At 62.9% G+C, this 17,837-nt stretch carries 7 protein-coding genes; 5 read left to right on the top strand and 2 right to left on the bottom strand.

The window, feature by feature from the left end; genetic code table 11:
• Positions 1-143: 143 nt before the first annotated feature.
• The 5 genes from MNZ27_RS01315 to MNZ27_RS24195 all read left to right on the top strand — a co-directional run bounded on the left by MNZ27_RS01315 (position 144) and on the right by MNZ27_RS24195 (position 15,219).
• Positions 144-3,242, top strand: coding sequence for a hypothetical protein (locus MNZ27_RS01315; RefSeq protein WP_242392215.1), 3,099 nt, complete (start codon positions 144-146; stop codon positions 3,240-3,242).
• A 19-nt stretch (positions 3,243-3,261) separates the two neighbouring features.
• On the top strand, positions 3,262-9,933 hold the full coding sequence (locus tag MNZ27_RS01320; RefSeq protein ID WP_242392216.1) for a DEAD/DEAH box helicase: 6,672 nt from the start codon (positions 3,262-3,264) through the stop codon (positions 9,931-9,933).
• 14 nt (positions 9,934-9,947) lie between these two features.
• Positions 9,948-11,150 carry a RecB family exonuclease gene (locus MNZ27_RS24190; protein ID WP_408629670.1) on the top strand — a complete coding sequence of 401 codons (1,203 nt, stop codon included), beginning with the start codon at positions 9,948-9,950 and terminating at the stop codon, positions 11,148-11,150.
• Between the two features lie 796 nt (positions 11,151-11,946).
• Positions 11,947-14,274, top strand: coding sequence for a Z1 domain-containing protein (locus MNZ27_RS01325; protein ID WP_242392217.1), 2,328 nt, complete (start codon positions 11,947-11,949; stop codon positions 14,272-14,274).
• A 9-nt stretch (positions 14,275-14,283) separates the two neighbouring features.
• The gene (locus MNZ27_RS24195; protein WP_408629671.1) at positions 14,284-15,219 is read left to right on the top strand and encodes a PD-(D/E)XK motif protein; all 936 of its coding nucleotides are present in this window, start codon (positions 14,284-14,286) and stop codon (positions 15,217-15,219) included.
• Here the strand turns inward: MNZ27_RS24195 and MNZ27_RS01330 are convergent.
• Both MNZ27_RS01330 and MNZ27_RS01335 read right to left on the bottom strand, forming a co-directional pair.
• The gene (locus tag MNZ27_RS01330; RefSeq protein ID WP_242392218.1) at positions 15,194-16,645 is read right to left on the bottom strand and encodes a DNA cytosine methyltransferase; all 1,452 of its coding nucleotides are present in this window, start codon (positions 16,643-16,645) and stop codon (positions 15,194-15,196) included. The two genes, MNZ27_RS24195 and MNZ27_RS01330, sit on opposite strands and share 26 nt — an antisense overlap.
• The gene (locus MNZ27_RS01335; protein WP_308197886.1) at positions 16,629-17,060 is read right to left on the bottom strand and encodes a very short patch repair endonuclease; all 432 of its coding nucleotides are present in this window, start codon (positions 17,058-17,060) and stop codon (positions 16,629-16,631) included. Before MNZ27_RS01335 ends, MNZ27_RS01330 begins: the two co-directional genes overlap by 17 nt.
• Between the last annotated feature and the right edge of the window lie 777 nt (positions 17,061-17,837).

The following is a 17,837-nucleotide window of genomic DNA, read 5'->3' on the forward strand; positions in this document are numbered from 1 at the left end:
TTCGTTCGTGTTCTAGGTCAACGCGAAGTTCTTCCGAAATTCGATACAAGCCAGGTGTCCGTCCCAAGCGGAGGCTGCTTCGGACGCAGTGAGGACCTCCACGCGAGAGGTCTTGCAGTGGCTGAGCTTCCGGGGGGAGAAGTGTGAACTGGAAGGAATGGAAGTACGCCGACTGGAACTTGGCGCTCCTACGTCACGTGTTTCGCTCGACGTCGAAGTGGCAGCGGGACCCGGTAGAGCGAATCCAGGCCACGCCCGACGAACTGCTCGTTCTGGTGAACGACCGTGAGGCGAATGCTCCGGCGGTGGTCGAGGCGTTCCTCGCGAATGCACGCGCGAACGTGCCTCCGAGGGGCAAGACCTTCGGCAGTTACTGTTACGACTACAAGGGGTGGAGCACTGCTTCGAGAGAGCCACCGCACTTCTTCGGAATGCTGTGGCTCACGTGCCTGGCGGCGCACGGCTACCCGAACCAGCGCCTCCCCTTCCACAAGCGCATGTGGGAACTGCTAGGCAAAATCGACAATCTTCAACGGGAGTTGGGCGGCGGGAACCCCATTTGCCTGCCACCGCTCTGGAATGACCTGCAGGCGTGGCTCGCGGCCGCGAACGGAAGAGGCGAACCATACCGCACCTTACTGCTGCCGATGGAAGTCGGGAAGCGAAAGGGTATCGGACAATCGTGGTTTCTTACGTTCCCTCACGCCGAAGACCGCAGCAAACTGGCGCGAGCCCTATGGGAGGAAGGGCTCGTCGGCTTCGAACCACCGGTGCACAAGGTCCTCCGGTTGCTCGCAGCGCGAAAGCGGGAGTTCTCGAAACCTTTCAATGAGGACCTGAAGGACTTCGAGGATGCGTTCTCTCAGGGGTCCGTTACGGCGAAGAGCAGCGCGTTCTGGCGTGCCGTTCGCCAAGAATCGCTCTCGCCTTGCGTCGAGCAGAACGAAACACGCAGACGCCATCTTGCTCCGGTCCAGTTGATCGTTGCCGACACGCAGGACGGGTTTCAGCCACTCGTCTGTGGCGTCGAGGGATGGAACTTACCGAACGGCTATACGTCGAGTGCTCTCCCAGAGCCCGTCGGTGATCTGACCGTCTACCTGCGTGGGCATGACGGCGCCCTCGACGAGCCAGTCGAAGATGCATTCGTCTACGGGAACCTGCTCGGCCTTTCGCACCGAAAACTTGTAGACCAGGGAGTTCTTCTCCTTCGCGAGCAGTCATCTGCCTCGTTTGCGGTCGTGTCCGGGAGCGAGGCGCACGGGGTGAACGTAGCACTCGTTCGCAACGACCTCCTCGAACCGTTCTTGAGAGCTTTCGGCGGTGAACAGGCCGACGTTCTCTTGGACGGATGGACCGCAGTGACCGAGTGCGCGGTGCGAGTCGAGGAATCTTTGCCTCAAGGGTTGGAGCGGGTTCTCCAACTCCTGCCCACGATGTTCCCACGCGTCGTCTCTGCCTCAGATGGGATCAGGATCGACGCTGGGTTTTTGAGGGCGCTGCACTTCCTCCCCCACCTGCACGCCGACGGAGCATCGACGGTCGTTATCGAGGACGGCGGCGGCCAGGAGATTCCATGTGCAAAGGTGGACCACGAAGGTCGCGTTGAATGGGAACTTCCGGCTGCTTCCATACCCAGAAACGGAAAGGTGTTGGCACGGGCCGTCTGGAAGGGGGCCGCATCCGAATCGCTCGACGTCGCCGAGACCTGGCTGAACTTCCGCGAGGAGTCGAATGCGGTCGAGTTCAAGCCGCCTCCGCTTGGCGGCTACGACATCGAGGCGTGCACGCAGCCCGAGATGCTGATTCGCGGGGGGGAACCAGTAGGGCTCGGAATCACGACGTACGACGCATGCCTCTCAGCGGATCTGTTCCACTTGGAAACGCAGGTTCGTTACCTCGGTCCCGGCATAGGGCAGATGAGCAGAGAGCCGCAGCCGACGTTCGACTGGCTCGCTCTCGGAACCTTCAAGAACCCGGAAGCGCTCGTGTTCATGGGAAATCCGAACTCGCCCTGCATGCCCGAACAGGCGCGTGCGGATTCGGCGGGAGCTCGTCGTCACTGGCGGGAGGCATTCAGCAACGCCAAGGTGGTTCTCGTTCGGACCCCGGAGGGCAACTTCGACTCCGTCGGGAAGCATCCGCATGTCGAGATGGCGTTGGGCGCATATCGCCGCCATCAACGGGTTGCGGCCGATGCAGCAACGTGCCCGACCATGGAGCTTAGTGCTCTGGAAGAGAGGCCAGATGGTCTGGTCGCGGCCGACGAGGCCACGGACGAGGCCGTTTCGGCCCTTGCTGCGCTCTCGGCGAGAAGGGCGGGCCTTGGGTACAAGGAAGTCGCGTCGATTCTGGGGGGGCTCCTGCCGCGCAGAGAGCAGGGGCATGAGGACTTTCTAGCGGTGCAGCAATTGGTCCGCGCGTGGACCGAGTGCGGCCAGATCGACGTCCTACGGGAGGTCAGTGGAGGGCACCTCGTCATCGCCACGCGACGGCCCAGACTCGTGCTCGTTCGCCGGGGACCTGGCGTCGAAGGCAGGGTCATCGGTCTGTTGAACCCGTCGGTAAGGCGGCGAATCGAGCAAATCGCAAGCCGGTTTCGGGTCTCTCTGTCGGAACTGGAAGCTCCCAACCGGTGGCAACCCAGCATCGTTCGTCTTCGCGGCACCGAGAAGGCGCTCTCAGAAGTCGCGCGAGAAGCGGAATTCGAGCCCTCGGAATGGCTTCACTGGCCCTCGTTGTCAAAAGTGCCAGAGCACTTCGATGTAACGACGGCCTACCGCCACCTAAGGCCGGATCTCGCGACGAATGCGTTCAAGACGCATTTCGCATGGGACTGGGAGAGGCTCGTCTTTTCCAAGGCCGCTGTCGGCAAGGCCGGAAGGGCCGGTGTTGTCGTTCATCGGCGACTTCACCCGGACGGCAGCGCCGTTCACGTGGTCCTCGACAAGGGTCTCCCGGTGGCTTCGTCATACACGCGCAACTGGGCGCTTCTATTCGCTTACGACATGGCCGGTGTGCGCCCGTTCGCGCGCGCGGACGGGGCGCTCGTCTGCAGGGGGGCCTCGCCCGTGCACCTGCCCCTGCCTATCGCGAGGTTGTGCGCGTTCACGGGAGCGGGACTTCCTGGACCTCGATTCGAGGAAAAGTCGGGGAAGGTGAGATCCTACGAGTATCCGCTCGGCAAGGGGCTGCTAGGTCTGCTCCAATCGGTCATCCCAGGCAGTTGGATTGCCCGTTAGCGAGAGACAGGGAGGGTTCATGCAAGATCCAGTCGGTAGCTTCGAGCAGGTTCGAGAGTTCTACATCAGCTACCTGGATACGGCGTTCCGCATCGCGGATCCGGGCGTCGCGGCAGAGCGGCGATGGCTACTCCGAACTCCGGGGACCCTCTGTACGGATCCCTTGATCGAACCAATGCCGCGCTACCAATCGGACTCCGTGGGGTTCGCCGACCTTATTCGAGGCAACCGGGATGACGATCCGTTGAAGGGCTTCCCGGCGAACGCGCGGCAGGCCTTCGTGAACCTCGTGCTTGCGGGGCTCTTTCCTTCGCGTCCCAAGCGGGCAGGCTCCGTCGATGGCGGCGTGCCGAGTAAGCGCGTCCCAGTCTTCAATCCCTACCAGCATCAGATCGCGATGCTGCGGAGAGGGGTGAAGAGCGGAACGCCGGGCGTCGTGACCTCAGGTACCGGTTCAGGGAAGACGGAATCATTTCTGCTGCCGATCTTGGCTCAGATCACAAGAGAGGCCGTGAAGTGGGCCAAGCCTAAGCCGGAGTTTCTGGATCGACGCTGGTGGCAGGATCCGAGTTCGGGCGCGCCTTACGCCAAGAAGAACAAGAAGGGCGAGACGGTCTTCACGTACACGGCGATCCCTGATGCACTTCGTCCGGACAGTGCTCATCCGGTGCGCTCGCCCTTTACGCCTCACCGGGAAGGAGAGACTCGCACTGCTGCCGTTCGAGCTTTGATCCTGTACCCGATGAATGCACTAGTCGAAGACCAGATGGTGCGACTGCGCAAGGCCCTGGACTCTGCAGAGGCCCGCGACGTCATGAATGCAGAGTTCGGGGGTAACAGGATCTTCTTCGGCCGCTACACGGGCCATGCTCCGGTTACTGGTCACCACGTTCACCCGGGGCTCACAAGGTTACTCGAGTCCAAGCCTGCAGCGCTTGCTGGTCAGAAGACGTACTTCCCCGATCACAAGGCGGCAAAGGAGGACGGCTTCGTCGAACTCGCGGAGGTGCGGAAGAGTGAGTTCGAGAGGAGGAAGCGCCGGCTCACCCAGCAGTTCGACTTCATGGTGGACGCGGAAGCCGGCCAAGCTCAGGCGCGACTGTTCGCGCTCGACGAAGCTTCGAGGCTGAAGCTGCTACGGCTCCTCGGAGCAGAGGAACGCGACGGTGATGGCCACGTAGTTCCTGAGCGCTTCATCAAGGCAGCACGCGACGCGGGAAAGCGGCAACTCGCTGCCCTCCTTCAGGACTTCGAAGCCCACGTGGGCTCGGCCCCGAACGCACTAGAGGTCGAAGAGCTGACTGCTCTTGCACTGACCGCGGCTGACGCCAAGGCTGCTGCCTCGGCGTTCGGAGAGGATGCTCCGTTCCTGTTCCCTTCGGTCGATGGCGCGGAAATGGTCACCCGGTGGGACATGCAGGCGCACCCGCCGGACATTCTGATCACGAACGTGTCGATGTTGAGCGCGATGCTCAACCGGGAAGTCGACGACGACATCTTCAAGAAGACGAAGGAGTGGCTCGAGCAGGATTCAGATGCGTGCTTCTATCTTGTCCTGGATGAGCTGCATCTCCAGCGTGGTACGGCGGGCACAGAAGTCTCATACCTGCTTCGTGTCCTTCTGCGGCGTCTGGGCCTCGACCGCGCGGAGATGCGGCACAAGGTCCGCGTCCTGGCTTCAAGTGCATCGCTGCCGGACGCGCCTGAGGAGAAGGCAGAGGAGAGTGCTACGTACCTTTGGGACATGTTCGGCCCCTACGGCTTGGTCACGGCAGGGCAGGAGCCGTCCAAGGCTCTCTGGAGAGAGGCGATCGTGCCTGGCCGAGCTCTGCCCTCGCGCTACAACCGCGAAAAGCAGCCGGCTCAAGTGCCCTTCGCCCCCTTCCTGCGGTTGTTAGATGTGGCTCGCGAGAGGAGTGGTAATGGGAGTAGCGCGTCGTCCATCGCTCGGGCGCTCGTCCCGACGCCCGGCTCCCCTCTAGAAGATGCGTGGCGCCAAGTTGCAGCCGTACTGGGAGCATCTGAGACGCTCGACCTGCGAAACTCCGTTAGGTTCGCGGTCGAGGAGGTCGCCCAGCGGATAGGGTGGGCATGCTGGGAACAGGAAGGCGCCGACCCCGACGTTGGCCGATATCGCGCCATGCCGCTCAGCGAAAGCGGCTCTACAAGTTCGGCAGCCGCGAGCGTTTCGGAGAAGCTGTTTCGGTTCGAGACTAGGGAAGAGAAGAAGCAACACGCACTGGAGGCCGTCAGGTCCCTGCTGTTCGTGCGAGGCGCAGCCGACGCTCTGGGCGACTGGTTGGGGCCATGGGAGGTAGCTCCTCCGTCCTTCCGCCTCCACACCTTCTTTAGGAGCATCGAAGGTTTGTTCGCGCCAGCCGTGAAGAACGCCGGCGTGGATCCGGGGCCGTTCCAAGAACGCAACGCGAGCGTCGGCAAGCTGAGCATCGAGCGGGAGCAAAGAATAGAAGTCAAAGGCGCGGATGGGCGTGTCGAGTCGTTGCGGCTATTCGAGCTGATCTACTGCGAGGCCTGTGGGGACCTGTTCTATTCCGGGATGCGTGCGGCGTTGAAGCACAACGACGGTTACGTCACGGAGCTCCTTCCCCACGAACCCAGGCTGGAAGGGCTACCGGACGCTTCTGCGTCGCAGCGGTTCGAAGACCTTAGCTACGATCAGTACGCGGTGTTCTGGCCCAAGACGCAGGACCCCGTCGTGGGAAAACACGACGGACCCGCGAAGTGGGTCCCGGCGGTGCTGGAGGTGTCGTCGGGAGGCATCAAGATCGGCCTCGAAGCGGACAAGGCGGCCGGAAAGCCCGGCATGCTCGAGGGGCGCTACTACCATAGGGACGGAAACAAGAAAGACCGTCACGACCGGGGTTGCTCTACCCCGGGTACGAACGTTCCCTTCGGCTGCCCGTCCTGTGGGACGTCCTATGCGAAGCGGAGCAGGAAGATGCGCCTGTCTCCCATTCGAAACTTCAGGGCAGGCTTCGGGAAAACGACGCAGCTGCTAGCAACGGAGCTGTTCAATGTTCAGAGGGCCGCCAACCCGCACGCGTCACCCAAGCTCGTTTCGTTCTCCGATAGCCGACAGGACGCGGCGAAGGCGGCTCTGTCCATCGAGAAGAATCACCATCAGGAGCTGCGCAGGGAGTTGCTCGTGGTGAGCCTCCGGGGTGCGCTGGCCGCACGCCGGCCCATCCAGGCGGTCAAAGACGAGCTCAAGTCCGCAAAGGCCGTGATCAAGGCTGCGGTGGAGCGCGGAGAGTTCTCGGAGGTCGCAAAGATGGGCGCTACTGTGAAGGAGCTCGAGCGAGAACTATCCGAATCAACCGAAAGCGCCGTCCGACTGTCTGCGGTATTGGAGGCGCCGGACGTGGGGGCGCTCGAGAAGCGCGGCACACCGGTCAAGCCGTACATCGCCTCGCTCGTTCGGAAGGGGATTCACCCTTCCGACGAGAATGGACTCGACAAGCCGAAGGGGAGCCAAGGAGACGAGTCGAAGCGTTACGACTGGGTCAAGCTCTTCTCGATCAAGGCACCCCTGGCGTGGGCCGATGACGACGGTCCCGCCGACCAGCCGAACCATCCGATTCTCTGTTCTGCTCGGCAGGCGCTGGTCTCGGCCGTTTACGCCTCCTTGGTCGACGTGATCTTCAGCAGGACCTACTTCTCCTTCGAAGAGTCTGCGCTCGGGTATCCGTGTCTCCTCGGCGGGGCCCTGCCAGATGAGCCGGAGACCTGGCTCAGAGAGCTCGCAGCGTTCATGCGGGTGCTAGCTGACTCCTATCGCTTCGATCCGAACCCGTACAGGGATGACGACAAGGATGAGACCAAGGCCTGGACTCGATTCGAAGAGATCACGAACGAGAAGGTAAAGGAGTTCGCCAAGGCCTCCTGGGGAGACGCAGCTCCGGCAAAGGTGGAGAAGGCTCTGCGTGACCTGGCCGTGTGCGGCCACGGGAACGGGATCCTCCAAATCAGAAGCCTCGCGTTCCGCCTAACGGAGCCCGACTCGACCTTCGTCCGATGCCTGAAATGCGGACGCGTGCACCTGCACGAAGGGACCGGGTGCTGCACGAGGTGTTTCGCCTCCATCAAAGGTCTCGCGAAGATCCCAGTCTCCGAGATTCACGACCGCAACTACTTGGCGCGACGGGTGATGGCCGTGCTCGGCGAGGCGGGAGAAGAGTTCGCGGATGCGAGCGGGAGCTTCCGGCTGCACTGCGAAGAGTTGACGGGCCAGACCGAGGATCCGGCCAGCCGACAGCGGGAGTTCAAGGGGATCTTCGTCCCTAAGTGGAGTGGCCTTGGGCTTGAGGAAGAGAGGGATGGCGGCGAGTCCGAGGACGAGGGTGACGATGCGCCGGAAAAGGTCGTCACGGCCACAGAAGCGATCTACCGGAAGAGGGCCGAGATCGACCTCCTTACCGTGACGACCACCATGGAGGTCGGAATCGACATTGGTCCGCTGCAGGTGGTGTTGCAGGCGAACATGCCGCCGCAACGGTTCAACTACCAGCAGCGCGTGGGCCGCGCGGGACGCCGCGGACAGGCGTTCTCGATGGCACTCACCATCTGCAGAACGAAGAGTCACGATCTTCACTACTTCCGCAGCCCAAAGCTGATTACGGGCGACGTTCCACCCACGCCGTTCCTCACGAAGACGATGCAGAACATCGCCGAGCGCTTCGCCAGGAGGGCGTGGCTCACGGCTGCATTCCGGCGTGTTCGGGACGAGTCGCGAGCAGCCACAGAGGTCTACCCAGCTGACTTGATGTCGCCGCCCGACATCCACGGAGAATTCCTGCCTGCCGGGTTCTGGCCTGAAGCCGGCGGCGTACAGTGGGAGCAGCGACTCTCTCAGGGCCTGGCCGAGACCATAGGGGAGCGCGACGCCGTCATTCGGGCATTGGTGGAGGGTACCAATGTTGATCCTGAGGCGCTGCGTCAAGATGAGGCATCGCTAAGGCAACAGATCGCGACGGCCGTAAGAGACGTCCAGGTGGACGGTCTTGCTCACGCCCTGGCGGAGCGAGGGTGGCTTCCGATGTACGGGATGCCCACTCGAGTGAGGGAGCTCTACCTCGATCTGCGGTGGAATCCCGAAGCAAAGCGGAAGGAGTGGAGCAAGGTCGACAGGGATCTCGATCTCGCTATCTACGAGTTCGCGCCTGGCGCATCGGTCGTCATGGACAAGAAGGAACACCTCTCCGTCGGGTTCACGCCTGAGCTCAGCAACCCGATTCGGGTGCGAAAGGGAGAAGAGCTGGTCAAGGCTTTCAAGGGCCAAAAAGCTCTGGGCGTGCGGTTCGACCTCGTCGAATGCAACCACTGTCACGCATGGACCCAGGCGGCGGCTGCAGCGCAGTCGGAGTGGACCTGCAAAGGGTGCGGCAAAGCCCTCGATGCAGCTCAGAGCCATGAATGCCGAGTGCCAGTGGCATTCCGAACGAACTTCAAGCCCAAGACGAGTCAGGAGGACGCCGATTCCGGAGTTCGGCACCGCTCGATTCAGGCCGAGGGCAAGGAACTCAAACTGGAGGACCAGCAGCTCGAGATCGACGGGCACCTGGGGGCCTATCGGTTGGGATTCGACGGGACGGCGATCACGTTCCGCTTGAACCGCGGTCCTGCGGCGGAGGACGGGAGACAGGCGTTCCGGGTGGAGAGCGGGGAGGAACCTTTCCCGTGGAATCCGAAGCTACTGTTGCCGGGCCAGATCGTTTCTTCAGAGAAGCATCTCAGGCCCAAGGACTTTCGGCCAGAAGCAGGCGGAGCGAAGGAGATCTGGCTCGCAGCGCCCAAGACTACCGACTCCATCTACCTGCTGCCTTCGCAGATCTCCCCGGGCCTGAGCTTGCATCGGTTGCCCGCCCGCTCGGACGACCCAGCAGCTGCGAGCATGCGCTGGCTTGGCGTCCGGTCGGCGGCGCTGTCCGCGACGTACTTCCTCGTGAATCGGGCATCGCTGCACCTCGACATCGACCCCGAGGAGTTCGACGTCATGGAACCCAGGATCTACGGGGCGGACTCTCGGGCACCACTGCTGCAGTTTACAGACCATCTCGTGAACGGTGCTGGGTTCTGTCGGACCCTTTCGCAACCGAAGAATGGCGCGGTCCTACTCTCGAAGCTGATTCGCTCCATGCTCGAGGATCCCGATGAGTACCCGCGGCGTGAACTCGAGCACGAGTCCCACAAGGCTTGCGTGACCGGGTGCTATCGCTGCCTCCTCAGGTACGGGAATCAGCCCTTCCACGGACTGCTGGACTGGCAGCTAGGCATGACTTTTCTCAGGGCTATGGTGGATCCATCATTCAGCTGTGGCCTGGACAAGGACTTCGACGTCCCCGGTCTGCATCTGTGGCGGTTGCAGGCCGAGAGACTTGCGAACGAGATGGCCAGTCGCTTCGGAGGGAGGACGAAGAAGTTCGGTGAGCTCTCCGCATTCACGATAGCGACCGGCCGGCGCAAGATGAGTCCTTGGGTCCTCGTGGCCCACCCGCTGTGGGACTGGGACAAGGACCTTGGGCCGACGCCGGGTACGATCCTGGAAACGGCCGCACAAGAAGCGCTGGAGGACGATGGTGCGGATGGAGCACCACTTGCGTGGGATACGTTCAACCTCGAACGTCGGCAAGTGCTCGTTCGCGAGCAGATCAGAAGTGAAGCGGGAGCGTAGCGGAGGCGTCGCACATGGGCCTTCCGCTACTTCCCTCCGCACTGGAGTCCGTCGCCAATCCAGACTTCTTCTGGCCCTCAAGGTGGAGCGAGCTGGAGTCCTGTCCGCTTGCAGTCTGGGGTGAGCTGGGCACGGCCGACCTGCTTCCCTCTGCGCCAGAGGCGGTGTTTGGAACGCTCCTGCACGAGGCCAGGAAGCGGTTCCGTGCGACCTGGGGCGGCATCGGCGATCCTCGCGAGACGATGAAGGAGCTGTTCGCGGAGCTCCTTCATGAGGTCGAGAAGGACTTGGTGGAAGGAGGTCAGCCGGAGCTGGTCCCGCTGAAGCGCCACCTCGAGTGGCACAGGTGGAACGACCGAACCAAGCGCCTATACACGTGGGCGACGGCGCAGGGTCCGTACCCAGGCACATCTGAGACGCACGCACCGCGGTCCATGGCAAAGAGTGCATGTGCCCAGACGCATGCGGATCGGTTCGGAGTCGGGGTCGAGCCTCTGTGGGTTTGCGGTGCGCTCCGCTTGAAGGGGCGTCCGGACGAAGTCTGGTATGAGCAGGACGGTACTCTCGCCATCTCTGACTTCAAGACAGGACGGGTGACCGATCAAACCGGGGATGTCGCGGACTCGATTCGGTTCCAGTTGCAGCTCTACGCGCTCATGGCCGAGGCGCTGGCTCCAGGAAGGCGAGTGCGGCTTTTCGTGAGCGGTGGTGCCGAATGCGAACTGTCGTGGGGCGACCAGGAACGGAGAGAGGTTAGAGCAAGGCTGCGGGACATCAGCGAAGCGCATCCCGTAGGGCAGGCGTCGAGCGCTTCATCCCTTGCGAACCCCGGAACCCATTGCGTGGGCTGCCGAGTGCGCCACCGCTGCAAGGCCTATCTCGAAGTGGTTCCGGGGTGGTGGCCGAATGGCGGCGGACATCCAAGGCCCTTGCCGTGGGATGCGAGGGGACTCGTAACTTCAGTCCGGGCCTCTGCGCGTGGCTGGTCGGTGTGGCTGCGAGATCCCGCGGGGCGGAACGTTCAGATCGAAGGCCTCGCGCAGGCGCGCCCGCTTGAGTCCTTACAGGCCAGCCAAGAGCTGTTTCTCTTCGGCCTGGAGCCAGCGGAGGACGTTCGGCCTCACGGACTAGCCGTCCATCCGCGTAATTTCTACGAGAACGCCCCTGGTCCTCCCTGGAGGAGCGCGGTGGGGAGCAGGGTGTATAGCGGTCGGTGACTGGCCTGCGTGCGGGTGCCGGCCCATGCCGATCACGGATTCCGGAGCAAGCCGATCACTGATTCCGGAGCAAGCCGATCGCTGAACGCATGAACCTGTAGGAGACCGCTAACGATCGCCCGGGCGCGTTGACGCCGCTGGGTAGTCCGCCGCTCATGCCGCCTTCACCAAGGAGGCGGGATGGCGGCCGAGAGGCTACCGATGCGGAAGCTGCGAGAGATCATCAGGCTGAAGCTCCAAGCCGGGCAGTCGAACCGAGCGATCGCGCGCGCGTGCGGGCTCTCGAATACGCAGTTGGGTCTGTACTCGTTAACGGTGTTGACCGAATTTGAAAGCCAGAAGGCTTCAGACGCCCCGCCTTGATCGACGTCATACGTCTCCCTGAGCGTCGTGTCGCCGCTCGTGGCATGATGTGACCGTACGCCTCCGGAAGGGACTTCTGACCACTCGACGCGCCACTTCGATCTCATCGCGTCCGTTCGTGCCCGGCGAGATCCCTCAGGCTGATAGACTCGACAAGGTTCGAGCGCTTGTCGAGGCCTTCGCGGGCGGGCTTACCCCGCAATTACTAGCTAACGTCTGGAAGGCGACACCTCGGCATGTGGCGTACTACCTTGCGGCGGCCACCACCCTCGGTCTGGTCCGGCGCTTTCAATGGACTTTTCTACCAACTCGCGGTGGACGAGCTCTCGTTCGGACTGCGCCGCGGTCGCCGAGAGAGCGCGAGGTGCTTCTCCGAGCGATTCGATCTGCGCCCCAACTCGCCCCGCTTTGGGACTTCTTCGATGGTCGGCACATGACGCGCGAGCAGCTCGTCGAGCGGATCAGGTCCGGATCGCGTCTCAACCCGACTACCGCAGAGCGCCGCGCACATACTCTTGAACGGTGGCGCGAGTACGTCCTCGCGCCGGAGCTCCCTCTTCCTCGCACTGACCAGAAGCACCAACGCACAATCACCGAGACGATGACGCCCGATACCGCTACGCCCCTGGATGCTGCGGCCGAGATTCCCGTGGTGATGAAGACCGATGGCCCCTGCCTGACGGGTACCCTTGAGTTCCTTCCGCTGGCCGAGGACGCGCGAGACGCGCTGAGAGGCCAGACCATTGGATTCATGGAGAACATCCTTCGCACCTACGCGAGGGACGTAGCAGCTGGAGAGGTCGGAGCGACGGGTAGCACCGTCACGACGGACTCCCCCCCGGTGTCGGGAAGCTGCCCAACGGGGCTCCTTTACGGGCGAATCCAGAGCGGCAAGACGGCGGCGATGATTGTCACGTCTGCCCTTGCGGTGGACAATGGCTTTCGTGTCATTGTCGTCGTGACTTCCGATTCGCTCGAACTCGTGGAGCAGACCCGAAACAGATTCGAAGTCATCGACGGTCCGCTGGTGTACTCGTCCCGCCAGAATGGTGCTGGCGAGTACGACTGGAACGCCAACATCGAGACGATTCGTCGCGAGATGCCGCGGCGTGGCCTCGTCCTCATCGTCGCGAAGAACGTCAACCACCAGACCGCGCTAGCCGAGTTCCTTCGTGACGTTGGGGCGAACCGGCACCCGTCCCTTATCCTGGATGACGAAGCGGACCAGGCCACTCCCGACACGACCACTCGCGCTCGCTCGTCGGGCAGAACCAACGCTCCCAGGTTCGGGAGCGCCATCTTCCGTCGCATCGTCCACAACGACAGGCCTGACGAGATCGGTGATTCGCTCCGCGAGATTCTTCATCACAACGTGTTCTTGCAGGTCACGGCGACGCCGTACGCACTCCTCCTCCAGAATCTCGATAGCGCGCTTCGCGCCAAGGGCTTCACCTCGCTCCTTGAGCCGGGACAGGGATATGCGGGCGGCGAGACGTTCTTTGCTTCCATCGAAGATCCTTCGGAACCACCTCTCGTATTCGTGGACGAGTCCGAGGCGCAGCGCATTCAACTGACTCCGCACGAGGTGCCCGGTGGACTGCGGAGCGCGGTCCATTCGTTCCTCGTGGCTGGTGCGCTCTACTTCAGGTCGCACGGTGTGCCGAAGGATGGTTTCAAGTTCCTCTGCCACACGAGTCAAAGAACGATCGACCACGATACGTTGTGGAACCTGATCGCTCGTTGCGTCAACGATGTCATCGCCAACATCGACGCCGGCCGCCTGACCGAGCTCCAGGCCGCACACGACGAACTGGCTCGCACCGTCCCGAACATCACGCCGCTTAGCGACCTACTCGAGTTCATTCATCGCAGAGCGCCTAACAGGACGATGCTGAAGGTGAACTCGGCAGGCGACGTGCTTCGGTATGGCCGCTTTTACAACTTCGTCGTAGGCGGCAACATCTTGGGCCGAGGACTCACTATCGACGACCTCCTGACCACGTATTACTTCCGCCGTGCACAGCGCACCCAGATGGACACAGCGCTTCAACACGCCCGGATGTACGGATACCGGAGCAAGATTTTGCCGCTGATGCGCGTGTTCATTCCTCGAACCCTCGCAGCGAGATTCCGGCAGTTTCAGGAAGCCGAGGAACAGCTACGTGCGCTGCTGGGAAGTCACCCAGGCTCGACCCGCGTTCCCATCAAGCTTGCCGCTGGCACCGCGGCCACCCGGGTCGGGGTCCTGGATCGGAACGAGATCCTCGCCTACCGTCCCGGCCAACAGGTCTACCCAGTGGAACCAGCGTGGCACAGCAATGCGGTCGGCAACAGCTCCCGTCATATTGAACGCCTGCTGGAGCGAGCCTTCGGCGGACCAGTGCGTTATGACGAGTTCCTCGAGGTGCCAATCGAGTCCATCATCGAGCTGCTGCACGAGTTTCGCGTTCTCGATGACGAAGACAGCGAATGGGACCCTGATGCGATCGGTGCGGTCTTGCGCGCGACCAAGGCCATGTACGGAGAACGCGCGCTCATCTTTTGTCGCGAGTTCACTTCGCGTCGTGAGGAGCCGGTGTTCCCCACGGGGACCATCGGTGGTCCAGAGCAAAACGAGGCGCGGGCGAGAAGGCTGCCGACGCTCTTTGCCCTAAAACTCGACGCTGGTGCCGCGGCTCGCTGGGGCGCGGTCCAGTTCTGGCACCCTACGGTCGTCTTCCCACCGAACATGGGGGTTCACGTCTTCAATGCGTCCGAGTAAGCACGCCGAATGACAACGGCTCTGGATGCGATTCGAGCCCCGCGGGTTCACGGTGGGGCGCACTTCGAAATTCGTGCAGCACTGACTGTTGGATATCTCGCCAGGGCTCCAGACGGGCATGCAGCCTACATGGTCGCGCTGTCCGCCGAGACCCCTGCCATCCCGCGCGTCTTCGGACGTGTCGAGGTGCGCTTCGAAAGAGTCCGGTTCGACGTGGGTACGCGGCAGTGGGAAGCGTCCGCTGCTATCGTTCGCTGCCTCGATGAGGCAGTGCTTCCGACCTTCGTTGCACTGGCTACGGATGCTTCTGCTCGCCTCCCTACGACCGGCTGCTCGGCCAGCACGGTTCTTGAGGTCCTGGACTCCTGGGAGGCGCTCTTCCGCCGGCTCCGTCATCTATCGGCAGAAGAAGAGCTTGGCCTCTGGGCGGAGTTACGGCTCCTATCGCTAGCGCGTTCTCCGCAGGAAGCCGTCCTGGCATGGACGGGTCCCGACGACGAGAACGTCGACTTTCACGGAGGCGGAGTCGCCTTAGAGTGCAAGGCCTCCACGAGGCAGCTCGTTCACCACTTCTCCGCCAGCCAGGCGGGTCGGCCCCGAGGCGACGTGCCGTCCTACGTTGCCTCGCTGTGGGTGGGACACGATTCGAGTGCGGGCGAGTCCCTTCCTGATCTTGTCATGCGGGTCACGAGCCGTCTTCCCGAAAGTTCGGAGTTCGAACGCAAACTCGCCCAGGCGGGCTATTCGCATTCGGACGCGGGGCTCTACACCACCCGATTCGTGTTGCTGGAGGCCCCTCTCGTCTTCCCCACCGACTCCATTCCCCAGGTGAGGCAGTTGGATCCCGGAGTCATCCGGGTCCGATACGAGGCTCGCTTGGAACGGCACCGGGCCCTGCCCCAAGAGGATGCGGCGAGGCTTATCCGCGGGTTGGGGTCCGCTTGAGCGCGTTGTCGATCGTCGCTGCCGAGTAGGCGAGGAGTCCTTCGTAGGTCCGATCCTTCATGATCATCGGATCTGGCTCCATCGCCTTGGCGCGAGTGGCCGCCAAGACTGCAAGAGTTGCTGCATAGGACAGCTTGGGGGGAACCGCGTTTCCAATCATCTGCGCTAGCTGGCCGCGCGTCAGCTTGCCTCGCTTGCTCTCGAAGCGGAAGAAGTCCGGGAAGAACTGGAGCCGTGCGGCCTCGTGCGGCGTAATCGTCCTTCGTCTCTTTGGATGGATGAACCGGCCCTGCCCAGGCGAGCCGAAGCCGCTGGTGATGGTCTGCGCGGCCTCGTTCCATCTCATCCTACCGTACATCGACATGTAGGAATGTGCCTTCAGCCGGTGACAGGGCGGCCGCAACCGATTCGGGAGGTCGTCCTGAGCGTTGTCGAACAGCCACTTGATTCGCCGCCGGTTCTCCTCGGTTTGTTTCGAGGCCGTGTCGATGGTGCGGTCACCATCGACGGAAAGCAGGTCCGAGATCGCCCACTCTACGGATCGCTCCTCCGCGGACAGTGCCTCAAGCGTTCCGGCAAGGTCCACTCTACCTTCGCGCACCGCGACGAGCACATGTCGCTTCCTGCGTTGGGCGATCCCGAGCTCGGACATCGAAACGATCAGCTTGCTGACGTGGTAGCCGGCCTCCTCAAGGAGGCGCGTCGTGGCCTGGACCACGCCAGTCTTGTCATGAACGACTGCGGGGACGTTTTCGATGAGGATCGCCTTGGGCTTGATCAGCAGCGCGAGCGCCGGCATGACCAAGTAGAGCTGGTTTTTCGGATCGTCGCGTCTGGAGTGGTTGTTGAGGTCAGAGTGGCCTTGGCAGGGCGGGCCTCCGACGAGGAGGTCGATGTCCCAGCGCCGTTCGGCCCATCCGGGCTGCTTCCAACGAGGTTTCAGGGACGGACGACCGTCTGCGAGCGAGAACCCGGGCTCGAGAAGGTCCAGGATATCGCCGTCGTGAACTACGACCGGTTTAAGGTTCGTCTCGTAGACTCCAAGGGCCGACTCCTCGAAGTCGGCAGCGAACACGGATTCGAATCGCAACCCGAGGGCTTGCGCCGCAAGCCTCACCCCCAGCGACATCGCTCCACAGCCGGCGAATACGTCGACCACTCGAAATGCCTTCCGAAACGGAATTGCGTCGGACGGCGACGGCTCCTCGGGCGCGCGCAGCAACTGCTGGTCCCAGACCGATCGGAGGTCGAGGTCGGCGACGTGCCGCATTTCCGGGGGCATCGCCACGGCCACACGCGGACCCTCCAGAGCCCCGGCAACGACCCTCTTGCCGACACGCCCCCTCGAATCGACGTCGAACGCTTCGCCGACGAGCGGCGAAGCGTTGGAAAAGTCTGGGGCCACGAGATCAAGCTGGTGACGCACGGATTCCCTCGAAGCGCCTGCGGAGAAGACTCTGGAGTGTGTTTGCCTTTGTTTGGCACTCCCAAACCACGATGACCCGAAAGCCCTGCTTCCTCAGAAGCGCCGACTTCCTTCGGTCGCGCGCAACGTTCTGTTCGAACTTCTTGAGCCAGTAGGCCCTGTTGCTGGAGGGAGTAGTCGCCGCAGAGCAGCGGGGATGTCTGTGCCAGAAGCAGCCGTTCACAAAGACCGCAAACTTCTTCGTGGAGTTGGCGATGTCGGGCGAGCCCGGCAGCGCTCGAACATTCAAGCGATAGCGAATCCCGAGCCCGCTCAAAGCCCTGCGCACCTGGAGCTCCGGTGTAGTCCCCGATCGCTTCACGGCACGCATCCGCGCGCGGGTCTCATCCGTTGGTTGGCTCGAAGCCCTTCTCACGATGCATGGCAAGTTACCACGATGCCCTGTCGGACTCGAGCGCCGAAGGTTGCTGGTCAGACTCCCTCGGCCTGTCCGATCCCAAGCTTACGCCCCTCCGCCCGGGGCGCCGGGCCGGCTGATCGGCTGGACTTCAGGGCGAGCGGCAGCCGCGGCGGCCGCGCCCGCCGCTCGCCTTACGTCCCTGGGATGTCGCCCGTCTGCGTATTCCGGCCAAGCCGATCGGCCATTCCGGCCGATGCCGATCACCGGGGCGCGACGCCGCCGAGTAGGTCTACTTCGCCGGCTTCTGGCCCATGGTCAAGTCCGCCTTCGTCCAGCGCTGGATGGGGGCAAGGATCTCGCGCGACCTCTCGCTGCGATGCTTCCGGCGCCGCTCGTCGCCGGGCGGGGCGGTGGGGCAGGGCTTCTCGATGGCATAGAGCTCACCGATGAGACCCAGAATCTACCGGCACTCGGCCGGGAAGAACGCCTCGATGGCCCTCGAATTTCAGTCGGACGTGGGCCCTGTTGCTTCCCACGCTCTTCCACCGTCCGCGTGTCACCATCTTTCACCGCCCTGGTTCGTCGGCTTCCCAGTTTCATCGGTGCGGTGGTCGATCCTGGGGAGATCGCAGAGACAGGGAAGCCCCGGGCGCATGGAAGCGGCCGTAAGTCCTCGCCGCTCCCCGTGTTGACGCGAGCGCGCGTGGCGCAGGATCAGGGCTGAGAGACGACTGCTTCCGCCCACAGCGACGCTTCACCGTTGTCCCGGAACGTGAGCTTCCAGTCGCGCAC

The organism is Anaeromyxobacter oryzisoli, from assembly GCF_022690765.1.
Taxonomy (GTDB): Bacteria; Myxococcota; Myxococcia; order Myxococcales; family Anaeromyxobacteraceae; genus Anaeromyxobacter; species Anaeromyxobacter oryzisoli.